16 protein-coding genes and 1 pseudogene are annotated in these 24635 nt (G+C 64.9%); 3 read left to right on the forward strand and 14 right to left on the reverse strand.

Features of this window, described 5'->3' with window-relative positions; genetic code table 11:
* Nucleotides 1-11: 11 nt before the first annotated feature.
* From ACE3PH_RS09370 to cphA (ACE3PH_RS09380), 3 genes are read right to left on the reverse strand one after another with little or no spacing between them, the layout of a single operon-like run.
* Nucleotides 12-341 (reverse strand): hypothetical protein, encoded by a 330-nt coding sequence (locus ACE3PH_RS09370; RefSeq protein WP_374318194.1) that lies wholly within the window; start codon nt 339-341, stop codon nt 12-14.
* Nucleotides 338-2908 carry a cyanophycin synthetase gene (gene cphA, locus ACE3PH_RS09375; RefSeq protein WP_374318196.1) on the reverse strand — a complete coding sequence of 857 codons (2571 nt, stop codon included), beginning with the start codon at nt 2906-2908 and terminating at the stop codon, nt 338-340. The genes ACE3PH_RS09370 and cphA (ACE3PH_RS09375) overlap by 4 nt, the downstream gene beginning before the upstream one ends.
* A gap of 16 nt (nt 2909-2924) precedes the next feature.
* Entirely contained in the window at nt 2925-5123 is a 2199-nt protein-coding gene (gene cphA / locus ACE3PH_RS09380) for a cyanophycin synthetase (RefSeq protein ID WP_374318198.1), read from the reverse strand.
* Between the two features lie 181 nt (nt 5124-5304).
* On the opposite strand from cphA (ACE3PH_RS09380), the gene ACE3PH_RS09385 reads away from it, so the two are divergent.
* Both ACE3PH_RS09385 and ACE3PH_RS09390 read left to right on the forward strand, forming a co-directional pair.
* Nucleotides 5305-7554 (forward strand): ABC transporter ATP-binding protein, encoded by a 2250-nt coding sequence (locus tag ACE3PH_RS09385; RefSeq protein ID WP_374318200.1) that lies wholly within the window; start codon nt 5305-5307, stop codon nt 7552-7554.
* A gap of 17 nt (nt 7555-7571) precedes the next feature.
* Complete coding sequence (locus ACE3PH_RS09390; RefSeq protein WP_374318202.1) at nt 7572-8045, forward strand: DUF1854 domain-containing protein; 474 nt, start codon at nt 7572-7574, stop codon at nt 8043-8045.
* 6 nt (nt 8046-8051) lie between these two features.
* On the opposite strand, the gene ACE3PH_RS09395 is transcribed toward ACE3PH_RS09390, so the two are convergent.
* The 10 genes and pseudogenes from ACE3PH_RS09395 to ACE3PH_RS09440 all read right to left on the reverse strand — a co-directional run bounded on the left by ACE3PH_RS09395 (nt 8052) and on the right by ACE3PH_RS09440 (nt 20242).
* A complete protein-coding gene (locus ACE3PH_RS09395; RefSeq protein ID WP_374318204.1) occupies nt 8052-9842 on the reverse strand; it encodes an EAL domain-containing protein in 1791 nt (596 codons plus the stop codon).
* 30 nt (nt 9843-9872) lie between these two features.
* Nucleotides 9873-10805: a polyphosphate kinase 2 gene (gene ppk2 / locus ACE3PH_RS09400; RefSeq protein WP_374318206.1), complete on the reverse strand. Its 933-nt coding sequence runs from the start codon at nt 10803-10805 to the stop codon at nt 9873-9875.
* A gap of 78 nt (nt 10806-10883) precedes the next feature.
* Nucleotides 10884-12077, reverse strand: a complete 1194-nt coding sequence (locus ACE3PH_RS09405; RefSeq protein ID WP_374318208.1) for an acetyl-CoA C-acyltransferase — start codon at nt 12075-12077, stop codon at nt 10884-10886.
* 32 nt (nt 12078-12109) lie between these two features.
* On the reverse strand, nt 12110-12883 hold the full coding sequence (locus ACE3PH_RS09410) for an SDR family NAD(P)-dependent oxidoreductase (protein ID WP_374318210.1): 774 nt from the start codon (nt 12881-12883) through the stop codon (nt 12110-12112).
* A 35-nt stretch (nt 12884-12918) separates the two neighbouring features.
* Nucleotides 12919-14097, reverse strand: a complete 1179-nt coding sequence (locus tag ACE3PH_RS09415; RefSeq protein ID WP_374318211.1) for an isovaleryl-CoA dehydrogenase — start codon at nt 14095-14097, stop codon at nt 12919-12921.
* Nucleotides 14098-14150: 53 nt separating this feature from the next.
* A complete protein-coding gene (locus ACE3PH_RS09420; protein WP_374318213.1) occupies nt 14151-15065 on the reverse strand; it encodes a hydroxymethylglutaryl-CoA lyase in 915 nt (304 codons plus the stop codon).
* Nucleotides 15062-17059, reverse strand: a complete 1998-nt coding sequence (locus tag ACE3PH_RS09425) for an acetyl-CoA carboxylase biotin carboxylase subunit (protein WP_374318435.1) — start codon at nt 17057-17059, stop codon at nt 15062-15064. Before ACE3PH_RS09425 ends, ACE3PH_RS09420 begins: the two co-directional genes overlap by 4 nt.
* A gap of 60 nt (nt 17060-17119) precedes the next feature.
* Nucleotides 17120-17875 (reverse strand): annotated as a pseudogene (locus ACE3PH_RS09430) (enoyl-CoA hydratase/isomerase family protein); the annotation flags it as partial.
* A 29-nt stretch (nt 17876-17904) separates the two neighbouring features.
* Nucleotides 17905-19512: a carboxyl transferase domain-containing protein gene (locus ACE3PH_RS09435; RefSeq protein WP_374318215.1), complete on the reverse strand. Its 1608-nt coding sequence runs from the start codon at nt 19510-19512 to the stop codon at nt 17905-17907.
* Nucleotides 19499-20242 carry a TetR/AcrR family transcriptional regulator gene (locus ACE3PH_RS09440; RefSeq protein WP_374318217.1) on the reverse strand — a complete coding sequence of 248 codons (744 nt, stop codon included), beginning with the start codon at nt 20240-20242 and terminating at the stop codon, nt 19499-19501. The genes ACE3PH_RS09435 and ACE3PH_RS09440 overlap by 14 nt, the downstream gene beginning before the upstream one ends.
* Nucleotides 20243-20433: 191 nt before the next feature.
* Between ACE3PH_RS09440 and ACE3PH_RS09445 the strand changes: the two genes are divergently transcribed.
* The gene (locus tag ACE3PH_RS09445) at nt 20434-24027 is read left to right on the forward strand and encodes an indolepyruvate ferredoxin oxidoreductase family protein (protein ID WP_374318219.1); all 3594 of its coding nucleotides are present in this window, start codon (nt 20434-20436) and stop codon (nt 24025-24027) included.
* Here the strand turns inward: ACE3PH_RS09445 and ACE3PH_RS09450 are convergent.
* Nucleotides 23994-24545: a DUF1415 domain-containing protein gene (locus ACE3PH_RS09450; RefSeq protein WP_374318221.1), complete on the reverse strand. Its 552-nt coding sequence runs from the start codon at nt 24543-24545 to the stop codon at nt 23994-23996. The two genes, ACE3PH_RS09445 and ACE3PH_RS09450, sit on opposite strands and share 34 nt — an antisense overlap.
* Nucleotides 24546-24635 lie beyond the last annotated feature (90 nt).

The following is a 24635-nucleotide window of genomic DNA, read 5'->3' on the forward strand; positions in this document are numbered from 1 at the left end:
TGACAAGCTGCTCAGGGCTTGCAGATGATGGAAAGCTGCGCCTTGTCTTCGGTCGGGGCGTTGGCAAAACTGGCGCCTTGTTTCACCCAGCGAACCAGGAAGAACTCGTCGTTGTTGAGCCGCTGGTAGTTCTGCCATTGCCGGGTCACCTCGTGGCCTTTCGGGCACAGGCGCTGGGCCTCAACCTCGAGTGACTTCATGTTGGTGCCTTCGAGGTTGTAGGCGGCTTCGGGGCCCGCGGTGGCCACGCGCTGCACCTGCACGCTGGCGCACGCCGAGAGCCCCATGACCACGATGGGCAGGCTCAGGCGTGCGGCGGTGCGCAGGGCAGCCACCCTCATTGGGCTTCCTTGACCCGTTGAGCCAGGTGGGCCAGCGCTTCTTCAACCTGGTCGATCAGGATCAGGCACAGGTCTCCGGGTTCGAGCAGGTCGAGTGCACGGTCGATGGCAATGAACTCGCCGTGGATTTCTTCAACCTGGGCGGTGCGCTTGGCATGCTTCAGGCCATCGCGCAGCAGTGTCAGCACTTCACCATCTGCACGACCGCGCTGGCAGGCATCCTGGTAGAGGATGACGGTGTCGAAGGCGTCGCCCAGGATCTCGGTCTGTTCGCGGATGTCGTTGTCACGTCGGTCGCCGGCACCGCTGATCACCACACTGCGGTGCTTGGCGGGCATCGCCTCGACGGCACCGACCAGGGCGCGCATCGCGTCCGGGTTGTGGCCATAGTCGGCAATCACGGTTGCGCCCTTGTAGTCCATCACATTGAACCGGCCCGGGGCGTTGTCCGAGTCGTTGAGGAAGCTGCGCAGGCCGGAGCGGATGGCGTCCCAGTCGAGGCCAGCACCCCAGGCAGCAGCCACCGCGGCCAGCACGTTTTCAACCTGGAAGCCGATGGTGCCGTGACGGGTCAGGGGCACGTCATGCAGGGAGATGCGTTCGCGCCAGGCGCCTTCGGAGGCCACGATGTCGTCGCCATCCACGAAGACGGTGCGCTTGCCCTGGGCACGGTGCGTGGTCATCACCGTGTGCTGGGGGTCGCGGGCAAAGAAGATGATCTCGCTTTGGCACTTGGCGGCCATGCGGGCCACATTGGGGTCCACGGCGTTGAGCACGGCGTAGCCGCCAGGGCCGACGTTCTGCACGATCACCCGTTTGAGGACCGCGAGGTCTTCCACGGTGGTGATGTAGTTCAGCCCCAGGTGGTCGCCCGAGCCGATATTGGTCACCACAGCAACCTGGCAGCGATCGAAGCCCAGGCCTTCACGCAGCACGCCGCCGCGCGCGGTTTCGAACACGGCTGCATCGACATCAGGGTGCATCAGCACATTGCGGGCGCTCTTGGGGCCACTGCAATCACCGCTGTCGATCTGGCGCCCATTCACGTAGACGCCATCGGTGTTGGTCATGCCCACACGCAGGCCGGTGCTGGCAAACAGGTGGCCGATCAGACGGGCGGTGGTGGTCTTGCCGTTGGTGCCGGTCACGGCCACGACAGGAATACGGCCATCGTCACCAGCCGGGAAGACTTCCGAGATGATGGCATCACCCACCGCGCGGCCCTTGCCGTAAGACGGCGACAGGTGCATGCGCAAGCCAGGGGCAGCGTTCACTTCGACGATGCCGCCGTGCTGCTCTTCCATGGGTTTGAGGACCGACTCGCACACCACATCCACACCGCAGATGTGCAGGCCCACCATCTGGGCTGCGGCCACGGCGCGGGCGGCCACCTCGGGGTGCACGTCATCGGTCACATCGGTGGCGGTGCCGCCGGTGCTCAGGTTGGCGTTGTTGCGCAGGATCACGCGACGGCCCTTTTCGGGCACGGAGTCAGGCTCCAGTCCTTGCACGGCCAGGCGCGCGACGGCGATGTCGTCGAAACGGATCTTGGTCAGCGAGGTGGAGTGGCCTTCGCCGCGGCGGGGGTCGGCATTGACCATGTCGACCAACTGGCGCACGGTGTGCTCGCCATCACCGAAGACCTGAGGAGGGTCGCGGCGGGCGGCAGCGACCATCTTGTTGCCCACCACCAGCATGCGGAAATCGTGACCGGGCAGGTAACTCTCGACCATCACGGTGCCGTATTCGGCAGCGGCCTTGTAGGCGATGCGCAGGTGGTCTTCGCTGACGATGTTGACCGTCACGCCCTTGCCCTGGTTGCCGTCTTGCGGCTTGACCACGACAGGCAGGCCAACCTCGAGGGCCGCGGCCCAAGCGTCGTCAGGGCCATCCACCGGGCGGCCCAGCGGCACGGGCACGCCAGCGGCATGTAGCAGCTTCTTGGTGAGGTCCTTGTCCTGGGCGATGGATTCGGCCACGGCACCAGTCGAGTCGATCTCAGCGGCCTGGATGCGGCGTTGCTTGGAGCCCCATCCCAGTTGCACCAGTGAACCCTGCGTCAGACGACGGTAAGGGATATGGCGTGCAATGGCGGCGTCGACGATGGCGCCGGTGCTCGGGCCCATGCGCACGTCTTCATCGGTTTCATGCAGTTGCGCAATGGCGGCCTTGACGTCGAAGTCCTGGTTGTTCAGCGCGGCTTGAACGAGCTGTTCGGCCAGATCGAAGGCCTGGCGGCCGACTTCTTCCTCGGTGTACTCGACCACCACCTGGTAGACGCCGGGCTCGACGGTGACGGCCGTGCAACTGAAGGTGACGGGACAGCCCGCCTGAGCCTGCAAGGCCAGTGCCGCGGCTTCCAGCACGTGGGCCACCGACACCTTGATGTGGGTATTGGCAGGGTGCAGCGCACCAATGGAGGGGAACAAGGCGCGCACACGCCCTTCAAAGCCGCTGAGGTCGCTGATTGCACGCTCAGCCTCGGTGCAACGCACAATGGCTTCAATGGCCGTGTGGCGGCTCCACAGGTTCGGGCCCCGCAGGGCGCGGATTCGGGAAACTTCCATCAGGATGTCTTTCTTCTCAGCGTGCGTATGCAAACCCCAGCGTCGGGCGGGCAGGCGACAGCTCGGGGTCGAAGGTTTCAATGCCGGCGGTGATCAGATCGGGGGCGATGCCCATGGCCCAGCCCGTGGCCACAGCGGCCAGCAACACCTCATCACACAGCGGGCCGCCGCGGTTGTCGCGCAGGGCCAGGCTGGTCAGTTCGGTGAGGGTGTGCTCCGTGCTGCCGGTGGCCAGCACCACCACACCCTGGCGCATGTAGACGGCCTTGCCGCCTTCAGCGCGGTGGGCCACGATGGCAGGCACATCGCTGGTCTGTCCATAGAGAATGACGTCGCCATCGCTCAGCGAGGCCAGTTCGGCGATACGCGGGTCGTCGGCATTGAGCACTGCGGCACCGTCTGACAGCACCACATCCACCTGCGTGCGCAACACCTTGATCAACTGGTCGGATTCGGTGATGTCGTGATGGGCCAGCTGATCTGCGCCGTCCAGGTCGGTGACCACACCGACACGGCAACGGTCGTAGGGCAGGCCGTCGCGCAGAATGGCGCCCGGGCCCGACTCGAACACCGCAGCCTGTACGTTGCGGTTCATCAGCAGGCGGTGACCGGTTTCCCAGTTGGACGCATCTTTCTTGTCCACATGGCGCCGATCCAGGAACAGCCCGTCCTGACACGCGAGACCGATGTAGCGGCCGCTCAGGTGCAGCAGCCAGGCCACCAGCCTCGACAGGGCAGGGGTGTCGCGCGTGCCGGCAATGCCGACGATGTCGATGCGGCCGCTGTCTTCTTCCGGGAACAGGTGATCGACGATGGCGCGACCGACCGGGCGGGGCGAGCCTTCTGCCGGTTTCAGGTGCATCAGCAGGCCTGGGCCTGCATTGACTTCGACAATGGCGGCGCCTTGTTCATGCAGCGGGCGGCCGATGTCTTCGGCGACCAGGTCGACGCCAGCGATGTCCAGACCCACCACACGGGCAGCCAGGGCCACCTGGTAGGCCACTTCAGGGTGAACCTCGTCGGTGCAGTCGATCGCGACATTGCCGTTGCGCTGGATGAGGACTTCCCGACCGGCCTGTGGCACGGATTCAGGTGTCAGGCCCTGGCGTTGCAGGTCCAGCATGATCGCCTCATCCCTGTGCGGCTCGATCAGATTGAGCGGGCAATCCTCGTTGAGGCCACGACGCGGGTCGGTATTGAGTTGCGCGTTGATCAGTTCGGTGACTGTGGAACGCCCATCGGCCGTCACCCAGGCGGTTTCGCCGCGTGCAGCTGCAACGACCTTGCCACCCACCACCAGTATCCGGTGCTCGTTGCCCTTGACGAAGCGCTCGACCAGCACATCGCTGCCGTGCTTGTCGGCCAAATGGTAGGCCGCTTCGACCTCTTCCTGTGTTTTCAGGTCCAGGGAGACGCCGCGACCATGGTTGCCGTCAGAGGGCTTGATCACCACGGGCAGACCGATGTCCTGAGCAGCTTCCCAGGCTTCTTCGGCGCTGTTGACCGATTGGCCTTCGGGGATGGGCACGCCGCAGGACTTCAACAGGCTCTTGGTCAGATCCTTGTCGCTGGCAATGCCTTCTGCGATGGCGCTGGTCAGGTCGGTCTCGGCCGTCCAGATGCGGCGCTGGTGGGCGCCGTAGCCGAGTTGCACCAGATTGCCGTCGTTGAGGCGGATGTGGGGGATGCGCCGGTCAGTGGCCGCCGACACGATGGCTGCGGTGCTGGGGCCGAGGTAGCAGTCATCGACCGTGTCACGGATGCGCTCGACCGCCGCGGCCACATCAAAGGGCTGCTCATTGATGGTGTCCATCAGCAGGCGGTGGCCTTCGGCCAGTGCGGCACGGGCCACTTGCTCGTCACGTGCGCGGAACACCATGCGGTAGACCCCGCGCTGCGAGGTGCTGCGGGTCTGACCGAAACCGGTGGGCATGCCCGCCAGGTTCAGTAACTCGATGACGATGTGCTCGAGGATGTGACCAGCCCAGGTGCCTTCGCGCAGACGCTCAATGAAGCCACCACGCTCGCCCACGCCACAGTGGTGCTCGACGAGCGCCGGCAGCAGGGCCGTCAGCCGGTCTGTGAAGCCGGGCAGCAGATTGGACGGGTAATCTTCGAGCTGCCCGAGGTCCAGCCAGACTTCGAGCACAGGACGGTAAGTCCACACGTTCGGGCCACGCAGGTAGGTGATGCGCAGCAGCTTGATGTCATCCATTGTTGTCTTTTGTTCGTTGCAGTCTGGCGAGCTCGTGTCTCAGCTGTCCTCGATTGTGCCTTTTGTCAAGGCGCTGTTTGGGGGATCTTGAACCCGGACCAGGCTCAATTCAGCGAGAATCCTCGCTTGCACCCCCTTCCGACAGGGTTTTTCGAAGCGCTGTGCGGTACGAATTCACAACATGCAACACCACCATTCTGTTGACGTGCCTGCTGGCCAGGGCGTCACGCCCCCCGCTGAGCTGCAGGCACTGCTTGTAGGTAAAGAGAACGTTTTAGCACTTCTTGCGGTTGACTTGGACGCACAACTGCGCTTTACCGAGGGGCAACTGGTGCTGACCAGTCGCCGTCTGCTGGTGCGGCTGGCGCCTGCTCAGGGCTGGCAGGAGTGGCCTTTGCGCCCCGGCCTTTCGCTGCGCCATGTCGATCACGCGGGCGTGGCCACCATTGAACTGCATGACGAGCAGCAGCGCCTGGCGCAGTGGCGTTTCACATTGCGGGAAAATGTGTCAGCCTTGCGCCTGATCAGCTGCTTTGACCGCCAGCAGGAAGCGCTGGCCGCAGGGCAGGATACCTTCCACGAAGACACCACGCTGTGCCCCTCGTGCAAGGCGCCATTGCCGCCGGATGCCGATGAGTGCCCGATCTGCAACCATGAATCGGAAGAGCCGCCGTCGACCTGGGTGCTGTTGCGTCTGAGTCGCTTCGCCAAGCCCTACCAGGGGCAGTTGCTGGCGGGCTTCCTGCTGACGCTGGCCTCGACGGCCGCAACCCTGGTCCCGCCCTATCTGACCATGCCGCTGATGGACGAGGTGCTGATTCCCTTCCAGAATGGCCAGCACATTGATCCGCACAAGGTGGCGCTGTATCTGGGTGGGCTGCTGGCCGCGGCCCTGGTGGCCTGGTCACTGGGGTGGGCGCGCACCTATTTGCTGGCGCTGGTGTCCGAGCGCATTGGCGCCGATTTGCGCACCACCACCTTCGAGCACCTGCTGAAACTGTCGCTGGACTACTTTGGCGGCAAGCGCACCGGTGACCTGATGTCGCGCATCGGTTCTGAAACTGACCGCATCTGTGTCTTTCTGTCGCTACATGCGCTCGATTTCGCCACCGATGTGCTGATGATCGTGATGACCGCTGTCATCCTGTTTTCGATCAACCCCTGGCTGGCGTTGGTGACCTTGCTGCCGCTGCCCTTCATCGCCTGGCTGATCCACCTGGTGCGTGACCGCCTGCGCACGGGCTTCGAGAAGATCGACCGGGTGTGGGGCGACGTGACCAATGTGCTGGCGGACACCATTCCCGGTATCCGGGTGGTCAAGGCGTTTGCCCAGGAGCGCCGGGAAACCGAGCGTTTCCGTGCCGCCAACCAGGCCAACCTGGAGGTCAACGACAAGCTCAACCAGACCTGGTCGCTGTTTTCTCCCACTGTGGCGCTGCTGACGGAAATCGGGCTGCTGGTGGTCTGGGCCTTCGGCGTGTGGCAGGTGGCCCACCATGACATCACCGTGGGTGTGCTGACGGCCTTCATTGCCTATATCGGGCGGTTCTATGGGCGGCTCGATTCGATGAGTCGCATTGTGTCGGTCACACAAAAGGCGGCGGCCGGTGCCAAGCGCATCTTCGACATCCTGGACCACGTTTCGAACGTGCCGGAGCCCACCAACCCGGTGCGCCTGACCGAGCCGCAAGGCCGCATCGAAATGCGCGACATCGGCTTCCGTTATGGCAGCCGGACCGTCATCCGCGGGCTGAACCTGGAGATCAAGCCGGGCGAAATGATCGGCCTGGTGGGCCACAGCGGTTCGGGCAAGAGCACGCTGGTCAACCTGATCTGCCGCTTCTACGATGTGTCGGACGGCGCGATCATGGTCGATGGTGTGGATGTGCGCCGCTACGCGGTGTCGGACTTCCGTCGCCACATCGGACTGGTGCTGCAGGAGCCCTTCCTGTTCTTTGGCACCATCGCCGAGAACATCGCCTATGGCAAGCCGGACGCCACGCGCGAAGAGATCATCGCTGCGGCCCGTGCGGCCCACGCGCACGAGTTCATCCTGCGCCTGCCCCATGGCTATGACTCGCTGGTGGGTGAGCGCGGACAGGGCCTGTCCGGTGGGGAGCGTCAGCGTATCTCCATCGCGCGGGCGCTGCTGATCGACCCACGCATCCTGATTCTGGATGAGGCCACCTCGTCGGTGGACACCGAAACCGAAAAGGAAATCCAGAAGGCGCTGGACAACCTGGTGCAGGGCCGCACGACCATCGCGATTGCCCACCGCCTGTCGACCTTGCGCAAGGCGGATCGCCTGGTGGTGATGGACCGCGGACAGGTGGTCGAGGTGGGACCGCACGACGAACTGATGGCCCGCCAGGGTGCCTACTGGCGCCTGTATGAAGCCCAGGCCCGCACCGCGGCCGTGCTGGAAGAATGAGCGGGAAGGTGGCAGACATGAGCAAGAACCTGGATTTCCAACTGTCCCGCAATGCATTCGGTCGGCTGGTGCTGACAGCCTCCGATGGTGTCGCCCACGATGGGGTGACGCCGGTGCGGGCCTTTCCGCTGGCTGCACCCGACGCCGGTTTGTCGCTGGTGGGGCCGGATGGGCACGAGCTGGCCTGGATCGACCAGATGGCTGATCTGCCGACGGACCTGCGGGCCCTGATTGAAGATGAACTGGCCACGCGCGAGTTCACCCCGGTGATCGAGCACATCAAGGCGGTGTCGACCTTTTCCACGCCCAGCACCTGGGACGTGAGCACGGATCGGGGCGAAACGCAGTTTGTCCTCAAGGGCGAGGAGGACATCCGTCGCCTGCCGGGTGGCGCCTTGCTGATCATGACCAGTCAGGGCGGTCAGTTCCTGATCCGCAAGCGTCTCGAACTGGATCGCGCCTCGCGGCGCATCCTGGAGCGTTTTCTCTGATCCGGGTTACGGGGCCTCGGCGGCCTCGGTCTTGATCAGCACATAGATGCCTTTTTGCTCGGCCTTGGCAATGCGCTTGGCTCCGGCCGCGGCATTCGCCACGTCGTCGGCATCGAGGTAGTCGCTGGCGGTGGTCTGGACCACGCCAATGGACATGGCCGTGCAGGGAAAGAAGCGCTTCACGCCGTGGCGGTCTTCGGCCTCGATACCGTGGCGATCCTGCGGGTCGTACAGGGCCAGCGCCTTGGTATTGAAGGTGTCGACGATCTGCCGGCAGCGGGCCAGCCAGTCCGGGCTCTGGAAGATCACGACGAAGTCATCGCCGCCGACATGGCCGACAAAGTCCCGCTGCGGGTTTGCACAGTCGGTGATGACCTGCGCAGCCAACCTGATCATCTCGTCTCCCCGCCAGTAGCCATACTGGTCGTTGAAGGGTTTGAAGTTGTTCAGGTCGCAGTAGGCTGTGATGAAGGGGGTGCCCTTGTGCAGCAGCCGGTTGATGTGGTCGCTGATCGGGATGTTGCCAGGCAGGAAGGTCAGCGGGTTGGCATGGCGCGCTGCTTCGATGCGCAATTCGGTCACCGCGCGGACCATGTGTTCACCCGTGCCCAGGCCCATGTACTGGCCGTTGCTGGTGATGATGAAGCCGTCAGTCAGATAGCGCTGGTCATGTGAGGTCAGCACGCTGGTGAGCTCTTCCACGGCCGTATGGCGGTCCAGCACCAGCGGCTTGGTGTTCGCAAACATCATGCAACTGCGCCGGCCATACAGCTCGCGGTGGTACGGCTTGGCGTACTGGTCCATGAACTGCTGCCGGTTGATCAGGGCCACCGCGTGTCCCGCGTCGACGATGGCGATGGCGTGCAGTGTGTCATCCTGGCTGAAGGTGGCCAGCAACTGGTCGTTCGTGGTGGTGGGCGACAAGGCTGGAGCGTGGATCAGCAGCCGCTCGACGGTTTCATGACGCTGACCCTGCCGGCGAGGCTCGGGAAAGACGGCCACATCGCGGCTGCGCAGGGTGTCTTGTGCAGCGGCCAGCAGCTGGCCCGTGGGGAAGGGCTGGGGCTTGCCAAGAAAGTAGCCCTGTGCCAGCGGGATGCCCAGATCCCGGATGACCTTGAGTTCGGCGACCGTTTCGATGCCTTCTGCGACCAGTTGAGAGCCAAAGATCTCGGCAATCTGGATGAGCGCCCGGAAGGTCTGCAGCTTGTCGCCGTGGGTGGCAATTTCACGGGCGAAGTACTTGTCGATCTTGACGTAGTCGGGTCGCATCTCGGACCACAGGCGCAGGCTGGAGCGTCCGTCGCCGAAGTCGTCCAGCGCAATGCGAACGCCGCACTGCCGCAGGTCCCGAACCGCCTTGAGCAGGCCTTCAAAATTGCGGACGTGCTCGTGCTCGGTGATCTCCAGCACGAGCGTGGACGGCGATACCCCCAGCTGGTTTACTTTCGTAACCAGGCCAGGCTGGGTGTGTTCTTCCACCACCTGCACCAGGGTGTGGGCGCTGACGTTGACGAACAGGCGCCCATCCAGCCTCAACTCGGCCCAGGTTTCGATTGCACAGCGGGCGCATTCGAATTCGAGCTCTTCCTCGCACCCTTGCTGACGGGCCGCTTCAAACAGCGCATCGGGGAATTGCAATGGGTGGCCGACAGGGCCGCGTATCAAGGCCTCGTGAGCGTGTGGCTGGACGCCGGCCAAGTCGGCAATCGGCTGGAAATGCGCCTTCAATGCCCCGGCCTTGATCAAGGCTCGGACATCATGGTGCACATCGATGGATGAGCAGACGTCGGTCACGGTACAGCCTGGCAGCGACGTGGTGGTGAATCAGTAAGCGTCCGGCACGATCATGTTGTCCGGAACCGGTTGGCGGAAATAGTCCTCGTGGCGCACGCGTTCGGGCAGCACCACGGGGGGGCGCTCCACCTCGTGATAGGGGATCTGCTTGAGCAGGTGGTCCATGCAGTTCAGGCGGGCGCGCTTCTTGTCGACGGCTTGCACGATCCACCAGGGTGCCTCGGGGATGTGGGTGCGCTCGATCATCACTTCCTTGGCCTTGGTGTAGTCCTCCCAGCGGCGGCGCGACTCGAGGTCCATGGGGCTGAGCTTCCACTGCTTGAGCGGGTCATGGATGCGGCCGAGGAAGCGCAGATGCTGTTCGTCGTCGGTGATGGAGAACCAGTACTTGATGAGCTGGATACCCGAGCGCACCAGCATCTTCTCGAATTCGGGCACGGTGCGGAAGAACTCTTCGTATTCGTCGTCGGAGCAGAAGCCCATCACGCGCTCGACGCCAGCGCGGTTGTACCAGCTGCGGTCAAACAGGACAATTTCGCCAGCCGCCGGCAGGTGCGAGACATAGCGCTGGAAATACCACTGGGTGCGCTCGCGGTCGTTGGGCGCGGGCAGCGCTGCCACACGGCACACGCGGGGGTTCAGCCGCTGGGTGATGCGCTTGATGACCCCGCCCTTGCCGGCGGCATCACGACCTTCAAACAGGATGACGACCTTGTGCCCGGTGTGCTGGACCCAGTCCTGCAGCTTGACCAGTTCGCCTTGCAGGCGGAACAGCTCCTGGAAGTACATGTGCCGATCATCACGCTCTTGCTGCGTGAAGGTGGGGCGGCCGCTGAGGTCCAGGTCACTGAATTCGCGGTCCTCGATTTCCAGCTCGAGCTCTTCGTCGTAGCTGTCGATCAGGTCGCGGTGGATGCGCCGCATCAGGTCGGCTTGGTCGTGGTCTGGGCCTTTGCTGCTCATGGGGCACCTCAGAGGAAAACCCCAGTTTGCGACAGGCGTGTGACAGGCTCGTGAAACGAACCCTGGTTCTGAGGCAGGTCAGTCGATCAGTTCGAGGGCCATGGCCGTGGCCTCGCCCCCGCCAATGCACAAGGAGGCGACGCCGCGTTTCAGGCTGCGCTGGCGCAGTGCATGCAGCAGGCTGACGATGATGCGGGCCCCGGTGGCCCCTATCGGGTGGCCCAGGGCGCAGGCGCCGCCGTGCACATTGACCTTGTCGGGGTCGAGCCCCAGGGTGCGCTGAGCGATCAGGGTCACCATGGCAAAGGCTTCGTTGATCTCATAGAGGTCCACGTCTTCGTTTGACCAGCCTGTGCGCTGCATCAGACCCACGATGGCACCTACTGGCGCCGACGGGAAACGAGCGGGTTCGGCCGCGTGCGTGCTGTGCGCCACGATGCGGGCCAGGGGCGTCCAGCCCCGTTGACGGGCGATGCTGTCTCGGGTCAGCACCAATGCGGCGGCACCGTCGGAGATCGATGCGGAGCTGGCCGCCGTGATGCTGCCCTGTGCCCCAAAGGCCGGTTTCAGCGTGGCGATCTTGGCGGGCTGGCATTTGCCAGGGGTTTCGTCATCGCTCATGGTTTGCTCGCCCTGGCGGGTGGCCAGCGTGACCGGGGTGATTTCGTCCTTGAAGGCGCCGGACTCGACCGCCCATTGCGCGCGGCGCACCGATTCACGGGCGAAGTCGTCCTGGGTGGCGCGGTTGATGCCTTGTTCTTGCGCCATGGCTTCGGCATGGTGGCCCATCAGTTCGCCGTCATAGGCATCTTGCAGCCCATCGAAAAACATGTGGTCGATCATGCTGCCGTGTCCGAGCCGCTGACCCGCGCGGGCCGTGGGCAGCAGATAGGGCGCATTGCTCATCGATTCCATGCCGCCGGCCACCATGACCGTGGCCGAGCCAGCCTTGATCATGTCGTGCGCGAGCATGACCGCCTTCATGCCTGAGCCGCACATCTTGGTGAGTGTGGTGGCCGGTACGCTGGCGGGCAGACCCGCCCCCAGCAGCGCTTGTCGTGCCGGTGCCTGGCCCAGCCCGGCCATCAGGCAGCAGCCCATCAGCACCTCGTCGACCTCATCAAGGGGAACACCTGCCTGCCGCATGGCCCCGGCGATGGCGACCGCACCGAGCTTTGGGGCGGCCAGGCTGCTGAGTTGGCCCTGGAAGGCCCCGATGGGGGTGCGCTGGGCAGCAACGATGACGATGGGGTCTGCTTCTGGATGGGACATGGTGTGTGGGCTCGATCAAGGCTGCGGGGGGATCAGTTCGGTGCCATGCGCAAGGCACCATCCAGGCGGATCACCTCGCCGTTGAGGTAGTCGTTGTCGACGATGCTGCGCACCAGGGCGGCAAACTCGGCGGGCTGGCCCAGGCGCGAGGGATGGGGCACGGATGCGCCCAGCGAGTCTTGCACGTCTTGCGGCAGGGACATCAGCATGGGGGTGGCAAAGATGCCGGGGGCGATGGTCATGACCCGGATGCGTTCGCGGGCCAGATCGCGCGCGGCCGGCAGGGTCATGGCTGCGATGCCGCCTTTCGAGGCGGCATACGCGGCTTGCCCGATCTGCCCGTCGAAGGCGGCCACCGATGCGGTGTTGATGATGACGCCCCGTGAGGCTGGCGCAGCCGCGCGTTCGGGCGAGGAGGCCATGGCCGCTGCGGCCAGGCGCAACATGTTGAAGCTGCCGATGAGGTTGATCTGGATGGTGCGGCTGAAGGTGTCCAGCGCGTGCGCGCCTTTCTTGCTGAGGATGCGCTCACCGGTGGCGATGCCTGCCGCATTGACCAGCACATCCAGCCGGCCGAAGCGGCTCACCGCCGTTTGCACGGCAGCCTGTGCGCTGGCTTCGTCGGTCACATTGGTTTTCACATAGGCCAGGCGGTCGGCCTCTTCGGTGGCGATGGCGCCTTCACGCGGCTCGGCCAGGTCGGCAATGACCACGCGGGCGCCGGCGTCCAGGGCCATGCGCACGGTGGCGGCGCCCAGACCGGACGATCCGCCAGTGACCAGGCATACGCAGTCGGCGATGTTCATGAGTGGGTGTCTCCTCGGTGTGTTGTCGGGGGTGATCAGGCCGTTTCGGCAAACAGCTCGCGGCCGATCAGCATGCGGCGGATCTCGGAGGTGCCGGCACCGATCTCGTAGAGCTTGGCATCGCGCCAGAGGCGGCCGAGCGGGTAGTCGTTGATGTAGCCGTTGCCACCAAAGATCTGGATGCCTTCGCCGGCCATCCAGGTGGCCTTTTCTGCCGTCCAGAGGATGAGGCCGGCGCAGTCCTTGCGGACGTGCCGAGCGTGCTGCTTGCCCAGCGCATCGAGGTTCTTGCCGACCGTGTAGGCCAGGGAGCGCGCGGCCTGCAGCACGGTGTACATATCAGCCAGCTTGCCCTGGATGAGCTGGAACTCGCCGATGGCCTGACCGAACTGGTGGCGTTCGTGCACATAGGGCACCACGTTGTCCATCACGGCCTGCATGATGCCCAGTGGCCCACCCGACAGCACGGCACGTTCATAGTCCAGCCCGCTCATCAGCACCTTGACGCCGTTGCCTTCGCCACCCAGCACGTTCTCGGCAGGCACCTCGCAGTCTTCGAAGAACAGCGGATAGGTGTTGGAGCCCCGCATGCCCAGCTTGTCCAGCGCGGCACCGCGGCTGAAGCCCTTCATGCCCTTCTCGATCAGGAAGGCGGTCATGCCGCGTGCACCCGCCTCGGGATCGGTCTTGGCATAGACCACCAGGGTGTCGGCATCGCCGCCATTGGTGATCCACATCTTGCTGCCGTTGAGCACGTAGCGGTCGCCCCGCCGCTCGGCGCGCAGTTTCATGCTGACCACATCGGAGCCAGCATTGGGCTCGCTCATGGCCAGGGCCCCAATGTGCTCGCCACTGATCAGCTTGGGCAGGTACTGGCGCTTTTGCGCTTCGCTGCCATTGCGGTTGATCTGGTTTATGCACAGATTGGAGTGCGCGCCGTAGCTCAGGCCCACCGCGGCGCTGCCCCGGCTGACTTCTTCCATGGCCACCATGTGGGCCACGTAGCCCATGTTGGTGCCGCCGTATTCCTCGGAGATGGTCAGACCATGCACGCCCAGGTCGCCGAGCTTCTTCCACATGTCGGAGGGGAAGGCGTTATCGCGGTCGATCTGGGCGGCGCGCGGCGCCAGTTCCTTGTCCACAAAGGCCCGCACGGCTTCGCGCAGCGCGTCGATGTCCTCACCCAGCAGGTGATTGAGTCCTGGCATGTTCATCTGACGGTCTCCTCGGTATCGGTTCGTTTCGAACGCGTGTGTGGTGATGGGAATCAGGTGAGTGCGCGCCGTGCGAGCAGCGCATTGGCGACACGGGACACGGGCTTGCGTCCCAGTACGCCGGAAATGAACGCGCCTGCATCGACCAGTTGGTCCAGGTTGACGCCGGTCTGGATGCCCAGCCCGTGGAGCAGGTAGACCACGTCTTCGGTGGCCACATTGCCAGTGGCCCCCTTGGCGTAGGGGCAGCCCCCCAGCCCGGCCACACTGGCATCAAAGGTATGGATGCCCAGTGCCAGACAGGCATGGATGTTGGTCAGCGCCTGGCCATAGGTGTCGTGAAAGTGGCCGCTGAGTTCGGCCAGCGGCACGCGCTTGAGGGCCTGCTCCATCACGGTCGTGACGCGCCCCGCCGTGCCAACACCGATGGTGTCGGCGATGCCGATGTGGTCCGAGCCGATGTCGAGCAGGCGTTGCACCACATCGTCTACAGCCGAGACAGCGACCTCACCCTGGTAAGGGCAGCCGAGTGCGCACGACACCGCTGCGCGCACTTTCATGCCGGCGGCGTGGGCAGCCTCGGCCACCGGGCGGAAGCGCTCGATCGACTCGGCAATGGAGCAGTTGATGTTGCGCTGGCTGAAGGCCTCGCTGGCCGCCGCAAAGATCACCACCTCGTCGGCCTGGGCGGCCAGCGCGCCTTCGAAGCCTTTCATGTTGGGCGTGAGCACGCTGTAGCGCACACCTGCCTGGCGCTGGATGCCCGCCATCACCTCGGCGTTGTCGGCCATCTGTGGCACCCACCTGGGGCTGACGAAGCTGGTGACCTCGATCTCACGCAGACCGGCACGCTGCAGGCGATGCACGAGCTCGATCTTCGCCGCGGTGGGCACGGCTTGGGCCTCGTTTTGCAGGCCATCTCGGGGGCCGACATCGACAAGTGTGACATGGGTGGGCAAGGTGTTCATGGGGCTTCGCAAGGTTCGATGCGCAGCAGCTCGGCGCCTTCCGGCACCTGGTCGCCCACGGCGCACAGGATGTCCGAAACGACACCGTCGGCCGGTGCGTTGAGGGTGTGTTCCATCTTCATGGCTTCGGTCACAGCGACCGCCTGACCGGCCTGAACGCGCTGGCCTACGTCGACCAGCAGCGCTACCACCCGTCCGGGCATTTGGGCAGTCAGTCGTCCGCCAGCGCGGTGCAGGTCGTCGCGCTGGGCCAGGGGGTCGAGCAAGCTGACCTGCGCCTGGCCGCCGGGGCCGATCACATCGAAGCGATCGCCGTGTCGGTAGACATGGACGGTGGCACGGGTGTCGCCCAGACTGAGGTCGAGGGCATGGCCATGGCGGCCATGCACGGTGACAGACACGGGCGGTTGGCCCGGCAGCAGCAGTTGGCCTCCGTCCGATCGCCAGGGCTGGCCACTGACTCGCCAGGGCTCGCCCCGCACTGCCAGCAGGTGTGACACGCGGGCTTCGCCGTGCAGCCGCCAGCCATCGGCGTGCGACCAGGGATCGGGGCCGGCAGCGTGGGCTGCATCGCCTTGCAGGGCAGCCATCGTGGCACCCAACAGCCACGCATCGGGCAGGCCGCCGTGTTCGAACAGATGGCTGTGCTCGCGCTCGATCAAGGCGGTGTCCAGATCGGCCTGCGCAAATGACGGTGAGCTGACGATCCGGCGCAGGAAGGCCACGTTGGTGTGCAGCCCGGTGATGTGCAGCTCGTTCAGTGCAGCATCCAGACGGGCCAGGGCCTGTTCGCGGGTGTCGCCGTGCACGATGAGCTTGGCAATCATCGAGTCATAGTGGGGCGAGATGTCGTCGCCTTCACGCACCCCACTGTCAATGCGTACCGGGCTGATGCGGAAGTAGCTGGCCACGGGCTGGCGCAAGGTCTGCAGGCGGCCGGTGGCCGGCAGGAATTGCTGGTCGGGGTTTTCGGCGCAAATGCGGGCTTCGATGGCGTGCCCCCGGATGCTCAGGTCTTCCTGGGCCAGTGGCAGCGGCTCGCCAGCGGCCACGCGCAATTGCCACTCGACCAGATCGAGCCCGGTGATGGCTTCGGTGACCGGGTGCTCCACCTGCAGGCGGGTGTTCATCTCCATGAAGTAGAAGCGGCCATCCTGCTCGGCGATGAATTCGACCGTGCCTGCTCCGACGTAGCCCACGCTGCGTGCCGCGGCGATGGCCGCAGCCCCCATGGCTGCGCGGCGGTCTTCGGTCATGCCAGGGGCGGGGGCTTCTTCCAGCACCTTCTGGTGGCGGCGCTGGACCGAGCAATCGCGCTCGAACAGGTGCACATAGTGGCCGTGGCTGTCGCCGAACACCTGGATTTCGATGTGGCGGGGGCGGGTCACATAACGCTCGACCAGCACATGGTCGTTGCCGAAGCTGGCAGCCGCTTCGCGCTGACACGAGGCCAGGGCTGCCACGAAGTCTTCGCGGCGCTGTACGGCCCGCATGCCCTTGCCACCGCCACCGGCACTGGCCTTGATGAGGACCGGGTAGCCGATCTCATCGGCCTGGGCCAGCAGGAATTCGGGCTCCTGGCGGGCGCCGTGGTAGCCGGGTACCAGTGGCACGCCGGCCTCGGCCATCAGGGCCTTGGCGGCGGCCTTGCTGCCCATCGCGGCGATCGACGCAGCCGGCGGGCCGATGAAGGCGATGCCCGCATTGGCGCAAGCTTGGGCAAAGCCCTCGTTTTCGCTCAGGAAGCCATATCCGGGGTGCACGGCCTGAGCGCCGGTGGCCTGGGCGGCCGCCAGGATGCGGTCGGCCCGCAGGTAGCTTTCGCGGGGGGCGGCGCCACCGATGTGCACGGCTTCATCGCACGCCTGTACATGTGCGGCCAGTCGGTCGGCATCGGAGTAGACAGCCACAGTGCGGATGCCCAGGCGGCGCGCAGTGGCTGCCACGCGGCAGGCGATTTCCCCGCGGTTGGCAATCAGGATCTTGGTGAACATGCTCAAGCTCTCGGGTTCAGGCCGCTTGGCCATCGGTGGGCTGTTGCCAGGGGGCGTGCGCTTGTCGAGGAAGGCCTGCAAGCCGGCGCGCCCCTCTTCGCTGGCGCGGATGTCGGCGATCAGGCGTGCGGTCTGGTCGCGCAGGGCCGGGCTGATGGGCTGGTGGGCCACCGTGCTGATCAGGCGCTTGCCTGCCTTCACGGCCTGAGGGCTGTTGGCGACGATGGACTGGGTCAGTGTGTGCAGGGTGGCATCCAGCGCATCGACTTCGCACACTTCGTGTACCAGACCGACCGCCTGCGCACGCTGGGCATCGAAGCGTTCGGCGGTGAGGGTGTAGCGGCGGGCCGCGCGTTCGCCCATGGCGCCCACCACATAGGGGCTGATGGTGGCGGGGATCAGCCCCAGCTTCACCTCGGACAGGCAGAAGTGCGCACTGTGGGTGGCCACGGCGATGTCGCAGGCGGCCACCAGACCCACGCCGCCGCCATAGCAGTCACCCTGCACCCGGGCAATGACCGGCACCGGGCAGCTCGCGATGGCCCACAGCATGTCGGCCAGCCGCGTGGCATCGGCGTGGTTTTCAGCCCAGGAGTAGCCCGCCATCTTGCGCATCCAGTTCACATCGGCGCCAGCGCAGAAGGCCTTGCCATGGGCGCCGAGCACGATGGCGCGCACGCTGTCATCCTGGCCCAGTCGCTGGAAGGTTTGCGTGAGCTCGGCAATCGTGTCGTCGTCAAAGGCGTTGCGCAGGTCCGGTCGGTTGAGCCAGACCTGGGCCAGTGGGCCCTGGCGGGCAAGATCGAGTGTCGACATGGTGAACGGTTCCTCTCAGCGCAGCCGGGTTACATGCGGAACACGCCGAAACGGGTGTCCTCGATCGGGGCGTTCAAGCTGGCACTCAAGGCCAGGGCGAGCACCCGGCGGGTGTCGGTGGGGCGGATCACGCCGTCGTCCCACAAACGGGCCGAGGCGTAATAGGGGTGGCCCTGGGCTTCGTACTGCGCCCGGATGGGGGCCTTGAAGGCGGCTTCCTCGTCCGCTCCCCAGCTGCCGCCGCGGGACTCGATGCCATCGCGCTTGACCGTGGCGAGCACGCTGGCGGCCTGTTCGCCTCCCATCACGCTGATGCGGGCGTTGGGCCACATCCAGATCATGCGCGGGTTGAAGGCACGGCCGCACATGCCGTAGTTGCCAGCCCCGAAGGAGCCCCCGATGATCACGGTGAACTTGGGTACCTGGGCGCAGGACACGGCGGTCACCATCTTGGCGCCAGCCCGGGCAATGCCCTCGTTTTCGTACTTGCGTCCGACCATGAAGCCCGTGATGTTCTGCAGGAACACCAGCGGGATCTTGCGCTGGCAGCACAGCTCGATGAAGTGCGCGCCCTTGTTGGCACTTTCGGCAAACAGGATGCCGTTGTTGGCGATGATGCCCACGGGCATGCCCTCGATGTGGGCGAAGCCGGTGACCAGGGTGCTTCCGTAACGGGCCTTGAACTCGTCGAACTCCGAGCCGTCGACGATGCGGGCGATGACCTCGCGCACATCAAAGGGCTTGCGGGTGTCGGTGGGGATGATGCCGTTGAGCTCCTGCTCGTCATAGCGTGGCGGGCGTGGCGGGATCAGGTTCAGGCCAGGCGCCTTGTGCCAGTTCAGACAGGCCACGCACTGGCGGGCCAGGGCCAGTGCATGGTGGTCGTCGCGGGCCAGGTGGTCGGCCACCCCTGACAGGCGGGTGTGCACGTCGCCTCCGCCCAGATCTTCGGCGCTGACTTCTTCTCCGGTCGCCGCCTTCACCAGGGGTGGTCCACCCAGAAAGATGGTGCCCTGGTTGGCCACGATGATGGTTTCGTCGCTCATGGCCGGCACGTAGGCCCCGCCGGCGGTGCACGAGCCCATCACCACCGCGATTTGTGGGATGCCCGCGGCGCTCATGTTGGCCTGGTTGTAGAAGATGCGGCCGAAGTGATCTCGGTCGGGAAAGACCTCATCCTGGTTGGGCAGGTTGGCGCCGCCTGAATCGACCAGATAGATGCAGGGCAGGCGGTTCTGCGCGGCAATCTCCTGGGCGCGCAGGTGCTTCTTCACCGTGATGGGGTAGTAGGTACCCCCTTTCACCGTGGCGTCGTTGCAGACCACCATGCACTCCACACCAGCCACGCGGCCGATGCCGGCCACGATGCCGCCGCAGGGTGCGTCGTTGTTGTACATGTCGAGTGCCGCCAGCGGCGCAATCTCCAGGAAAGGAGAGCCGGCATCCAGCAGGGCTTCGACCCGGTCGCGTGGCAGCAACTTGCCGCGTGCCACGTGCTTGGCCCGGGGGCCTTCACCGCCACCCAGCGCCATCGTGCTCAGGCGGGTTTCGAGGTCGTCGACCAGGGCCTGCATGGCGCGGGCATGGTCGGCAAAGGCCGGCGAGCGGGTGTTGAGGGTAGATTCAATCTGCGGCATGACGAGGTCCGTTGCGACGGGTGGGATGGGTGCGGCTGCGCGCCGGGGTGTCGACGCGGTTCAAGGCAGCCTGCACGTCATCACGGAAGCGATGCAGGGCTTCCAGGGCGGCATCTCGGGGCATCAGCGCGCTCCAGATCAGGGCGGTCAGTTGTTCGGCGATGGCGTCGATGGCGGGGCTCTTCTGCGAGGACATCGAATCCCACAGCACGTGTTCCATCGAACCGTAGACGAGGTCGCGCAGCAAGCGCAGCGGCATGTCCTGGCGGATGGTGCCGTCGGCCTGTGCCTGTGCGAGGCAGTCCATCAACGGTGCGGTGTAGCGGCGCATGCATTCCCCGATGACTTCGCTCAACTCCGGGGCGTTGACGCGGCCCTCGCCCAGCACGAGGGCGCACATGCCGGAGCCATCGGCCAGCAGGGTGACCAGGTGGTGGCGGATGATGAAGGCGAGCCGGGCATGGAATCCCTGCAAGCGGGGCAAAGCCTGCTCCAGCTCGGCTGAAATCTCGTCATACCAGTCGGTGATGACCTGGATGCACAGCTCGCGCTTGCCGGCAAAGTAGGTGAAGACGGTGGCTTCCGACACGCCGGCCCGCTCGGCGATCTGGGCCATGGTGGCGCGCTGAAAGCCCTGTTCGGAGAACACACTGCGTGCGGCTGCCAGCAACTCCGTCACACGAAGTTGAGACTTGGCGCGGCGGGGGGTGACACGTTGGAGAGCGGTCATGCTTTGAAAATTGAGTGTGACTCAATTATTGAGCGACCTGGATGGCTTCTGTATGACAGCTATGTAGGTGGTTTCACTGATTCTTTTTTGAGTTGAAATCAGAAATTGGCGGGTGACCGCTGAGGGTATTCCCTTGACCTGACCCGGTTGACGCTGTCTAGACTGACCTCACTGGTGACAGGAGGTTCGTCATGAACGCACCGCTTCCGGCATCGGTCATCCAGGCCCTGGCCTCGCTCTCCCTGGATGACAAGTACGCCATTGACCATGGTCGTGCTTTCATGAGCGGGGTGCAGGCCCTGGTGCGCCTGCCGATGCTGCAGCAGGTGCGCGACGCGGCGCAGGGCTTGCGGACGGCCGGATTCATCAGTGGCTATCGTGGCTCGCCCCTGGGGGGCTATGACCAGGCTTTGTGGCAGGCCCGCAGCCACCTCGAAGCCCATCACATCACCTTCCAGCCCGGGGTCAACGAAGAGTTGGCCGCCACCGCGGTCTGGGGCACCCAGCAACTCGATCTCTACCCGCAGCACCGCCGCTTCGATGGCGTGTTCGGACTCTGGTACGGCAAGGGGCCGGGGGTGGATCGCAGCGCCGATGTGTTCAAGCACGCCAACATGGCAGGCACCGCGCGGCATGGCGGCGTGATCGCCGTGGCGGGCGATGACCATGTGGCCCGCAGTTCGTCGGTGGCACATCAGAGCGACCACATCTTCAAAGCCTGTGGGCTGCCGGTGTTTTTCCCCGCCAGCGTGCAGGACATCCTCGACCTGGGTCTGCATGCGTATGCGCTCAGCCGCTTCTCCGGGCTGTGGGCAGGCATGAAGGTGATCCAGGAAATCGTGGAGTCATCGACCTCCGTGTCGGTCGATCCGGACCGGGTCGACATCGTGGTTCCGTCAGACTTCCAGATGCCGTCCGGCGGCTTGCACATCCGATGGCCTGATCCCCCGCTGGAGCAGGAAGCCCGCTTGATGGACTACAAGTGGTATGCGGCGCTGGCCTATGTGCGGGCCAATCGCCTCAATCGCACGGTGATCGACTCCCCGCATGCGCGACTGGGCCTCATTGCCAGCGGCAAGGCCTACAACGACACCCGCCAGGCCCTGCATGATCTGGGGCTGGATGACGCGACGTGTGCATGCATTGGCATTCGTCTGCACAAGGTGAGCGTGGTCTGGCCGCTCGAGGCCAGCGCCACCCGCGACTTCGCCATGGGCTTGCAGGAGATCCTGGTCATCGAGGAAAAGCGCCAGGTCATCGAATACCAACTCAAGGAAGAGCTGTACAACTGGCGCGAAGACGTGCGGCCCCACGTGCTGGGCAAATTCAACGATGGCGAGGGCGACCACAGCGGCGGGGAATGGTCGCGGCCCAACCCGGCAGACCGCTGGCTGCTGCGTGCCAAGGCGGATCTCACGCCGGCGCTCATTGCCAAGGCCATCGTGCAACGTCTCGCGCGCCTGGGCATGCTCGATGAACTGGATCGGGACACCCGGGATCGGGTTCACGCCCGGGTTGCCGTGATCGAGGCCAAGGAACAGCAACTGGCCCAGCAGGGCGCCAGTGTGGAGCGCCAGCCTTGGTTCTGCAGCGGGTGCCCCCACAACACGTCGACGGTGGTGCCCGAGGGCTCTCGGGCCCTGGCGGGCATTGGTTGCCACTACATGGCTGCCTGGATGGACCGCCGGACCAGCACCTTCAGCCAAATGGGCGGTGAGGGTGTGGCCTGGGTGGGGCAGGCCCCCTTCACGGATGAGTGCCACGTGTTTGCCAACCTGGGGGACGGTACCTACTTTCATTCGGGCCTTCTGGCCATCCGACAGAGCATTGCCGCGAAGGTGGCCATCACCTACAAGATCCTGTTCAACGACGCGGTGGCCATGACGGGAGGCCAGCCGGTGGATGGCACTTTGCGTGTGCCCGACATGACGCGCGAACTGCAGGCAGAGGGCGTGCGTGATATCGCCATCGTCACCGATGAGCCCGGCCAATATGAGGGCGTCGAGGGGCTGGCACAGGGGGTCACGGTGCATCACCGCGATGAACTCGATGCCGTGCAGCAGCGCATGCGTACCCTGCCTGGGTGCAGCGTCATCATCTACGACCAGACCTGTGCCACCGAAAAGCGCCGCAGGCGCAAACGCGGCAAGTTGCCGCAGGCGACACAGCATGTGGTCATCAACGAAGCGGTGTGCGAGGGCTGTGGCGATTGCGCTGTGCAGTCGAATTGCCTGAGCGTGGAAACCGTGGAAACCGAGTTGGGCCGCAAGCGCCGCATCAACCAGAGCAGTTGCAACCAGGATCTGTCGTGCTTGAGGGGCTTCTGCCCCAGCCTGGTGACGGTGGAAGGTGGGCGGGTGCGCGGGCGTGCGCCGAGTGTGGATGAAGCCCAGGCCGCAGCCAACTGGCCTTCCTTGCCCGACCCCCATGTGCCGTCTGCCTCGAACGCCTGGGGCATGGTGGTGGCCGGCGTCGGCGGAACCGGGGTCATCACCATTGGGCAGTTGCTCGGGGTGGCTGCGCACATGGAAGGCAAGGCCATCGTCACGCAGGATGCGGCGGGTCTGGCACAAAAAGGAGGTGCCACGTGGAGCCATGTGCAGATCGCGGACACACCCGAGGCCCTGTTCACCACCCGTGTGGCCACCGGCATGGCCGATCTGGTGCTGGGCTGTGATGCGATTGTGGCTGCGCATGCGCAGACCCTGTCTGTCATGTCCGCAGACCGAACCTGCGTGGCGCTCAACACGCACCAGACACCGACGGCTGCGCTGGTTCATGAGCCGACCTGGGCATTTCCGGATGCCCGTTGTCAGACCAGCCTGAAGTCAGCCGCCCGACCCGGACAGTGGGCTCAGGTCGATGCAAATCGGTTGGCCGAACGCCTGCTGGGTGACGCCATCTATGCCAACCCCCTGATGCTGGGGCTGGCCTGGCAACGTGGGTGGGTGCCACTCAGCCGCGCCACCCTGCGCAGGGCCATCGAACTCAATGGTGTGCAGGTGTCGATGAACCTGGCCGCTTTCGAGTGGGGGCGTCGGGCAGCGGTCGATCCGGACGCGGTGATGCGTCTGGCAACGCCAGCGGTGCCGGTGCAACTGAGCAGGCCTCGCAAAGGCCTCTCAGGTGCTGCACTGGATGCTTTCGTGGCGCGTCGGCATGCTGATCTGGTGGCTTACCAGGGGCCTGCGCTCGCTGGTCACTATGCGCATTGGGTTCAGCGCATTCGCGAAGCCGAAGCCCGGGTGCGCAGTCCGCATGGTGGGCTGCCCCTTGGCGGTGAACCGCTGGGTGACATGGTGGCCCGCCAGTTGTTCCGGCTGATGGCCGTGAAGGATGAGTACGAAGTGGCGAGACTGATGACGCAACCCGCTGCGACAGACGCCATTGCCGCGCAGTTCGACGGTGACTGGCAGATGGCCTGGCATGTCAGTCTGCCATTCGGGCCTCGGGATGTACTGGGCCAGCCCCGCAAGGTGCGTCTGTCGTCACGCTGGCGACCCGCTTTGCATTTGCTGTCGGGGCTGCGTGTGCTGCGCGGCACCTGGCTCGATCCCTTTGGCTGGCTGGCCGAGCGCCGTGCGGAGCGGGCGTGGTTGACGCGCTACCTCGGTGGCCTGGAGGCCATCGCCACTGGCCTGCGTTTGCATAACGTTCATGAAGCGCTGGCGCTGGCGCAGGTGCCCGAAACCATCCTGGGCTTCGGGCCGGTCAAACAGGCCGCGATGCGAGCTGCAGAGCAGCAGTGGGATCAGGCGCTGAAAAGCTTCTTCCAGCCGTCGTGACCCATGTGCTGCAGCAACTCGATGTTGCGCTCGTAGATGGATTCCGCATCCGGATACGCGGCCACCGCGCGGTCAATGCTCTCTTCCCGGATCAGGTGCAGCGTCGGGAAAGGTGAACGGTTGGTGTAGTTCGAGATGTCGTCGGCTTCCGTGCCCTCGAACTGGTAGTCCGGGTGGAAGCTGGCCACCTGCAGTACTCCGTCGAGATCCAATTGGGTCAGGGCTTCGTCGGCGATGTCCAGAAAGGCGTTGTAATCATCGAAATCCTGCAGCACCCGGGGGTGAATCAGCAAGGTGGTTTCCACTTCATTGATGTCGATCTCGGCCAGCAGCTGCAACTCCTGAACCAGCTCTTCGAGCAGCTCTTGCGGGGTGCTGGCTTCGCTGACGACGTAGCGGATCTGGTCCTTCACATGGACCGATTTGGCAAATGGGCACAGGTTCAGGCCGATCACAGCCTTCTCCAGCCAGGTCTTGGTGGCCGCCAGAACGTCGTCTTCTTGTGGGGTACTAGTCATATTGCCTATTGTGATGCGGAAAGACCCGCGCTAGGCTCAAGTTCATTTGATGCTGGTCGAAAGACGTGTTCCGCGTGTTTCTATTGCTTG

The organism is Aquabacterium sp. (genome assembly GCF_041909175.1).
GTDB lineage: Bacteria > Pseudomonadota > Gammaproteobacteria > Burkholderiales > Burkholderiaceae_C > Aquabacterium.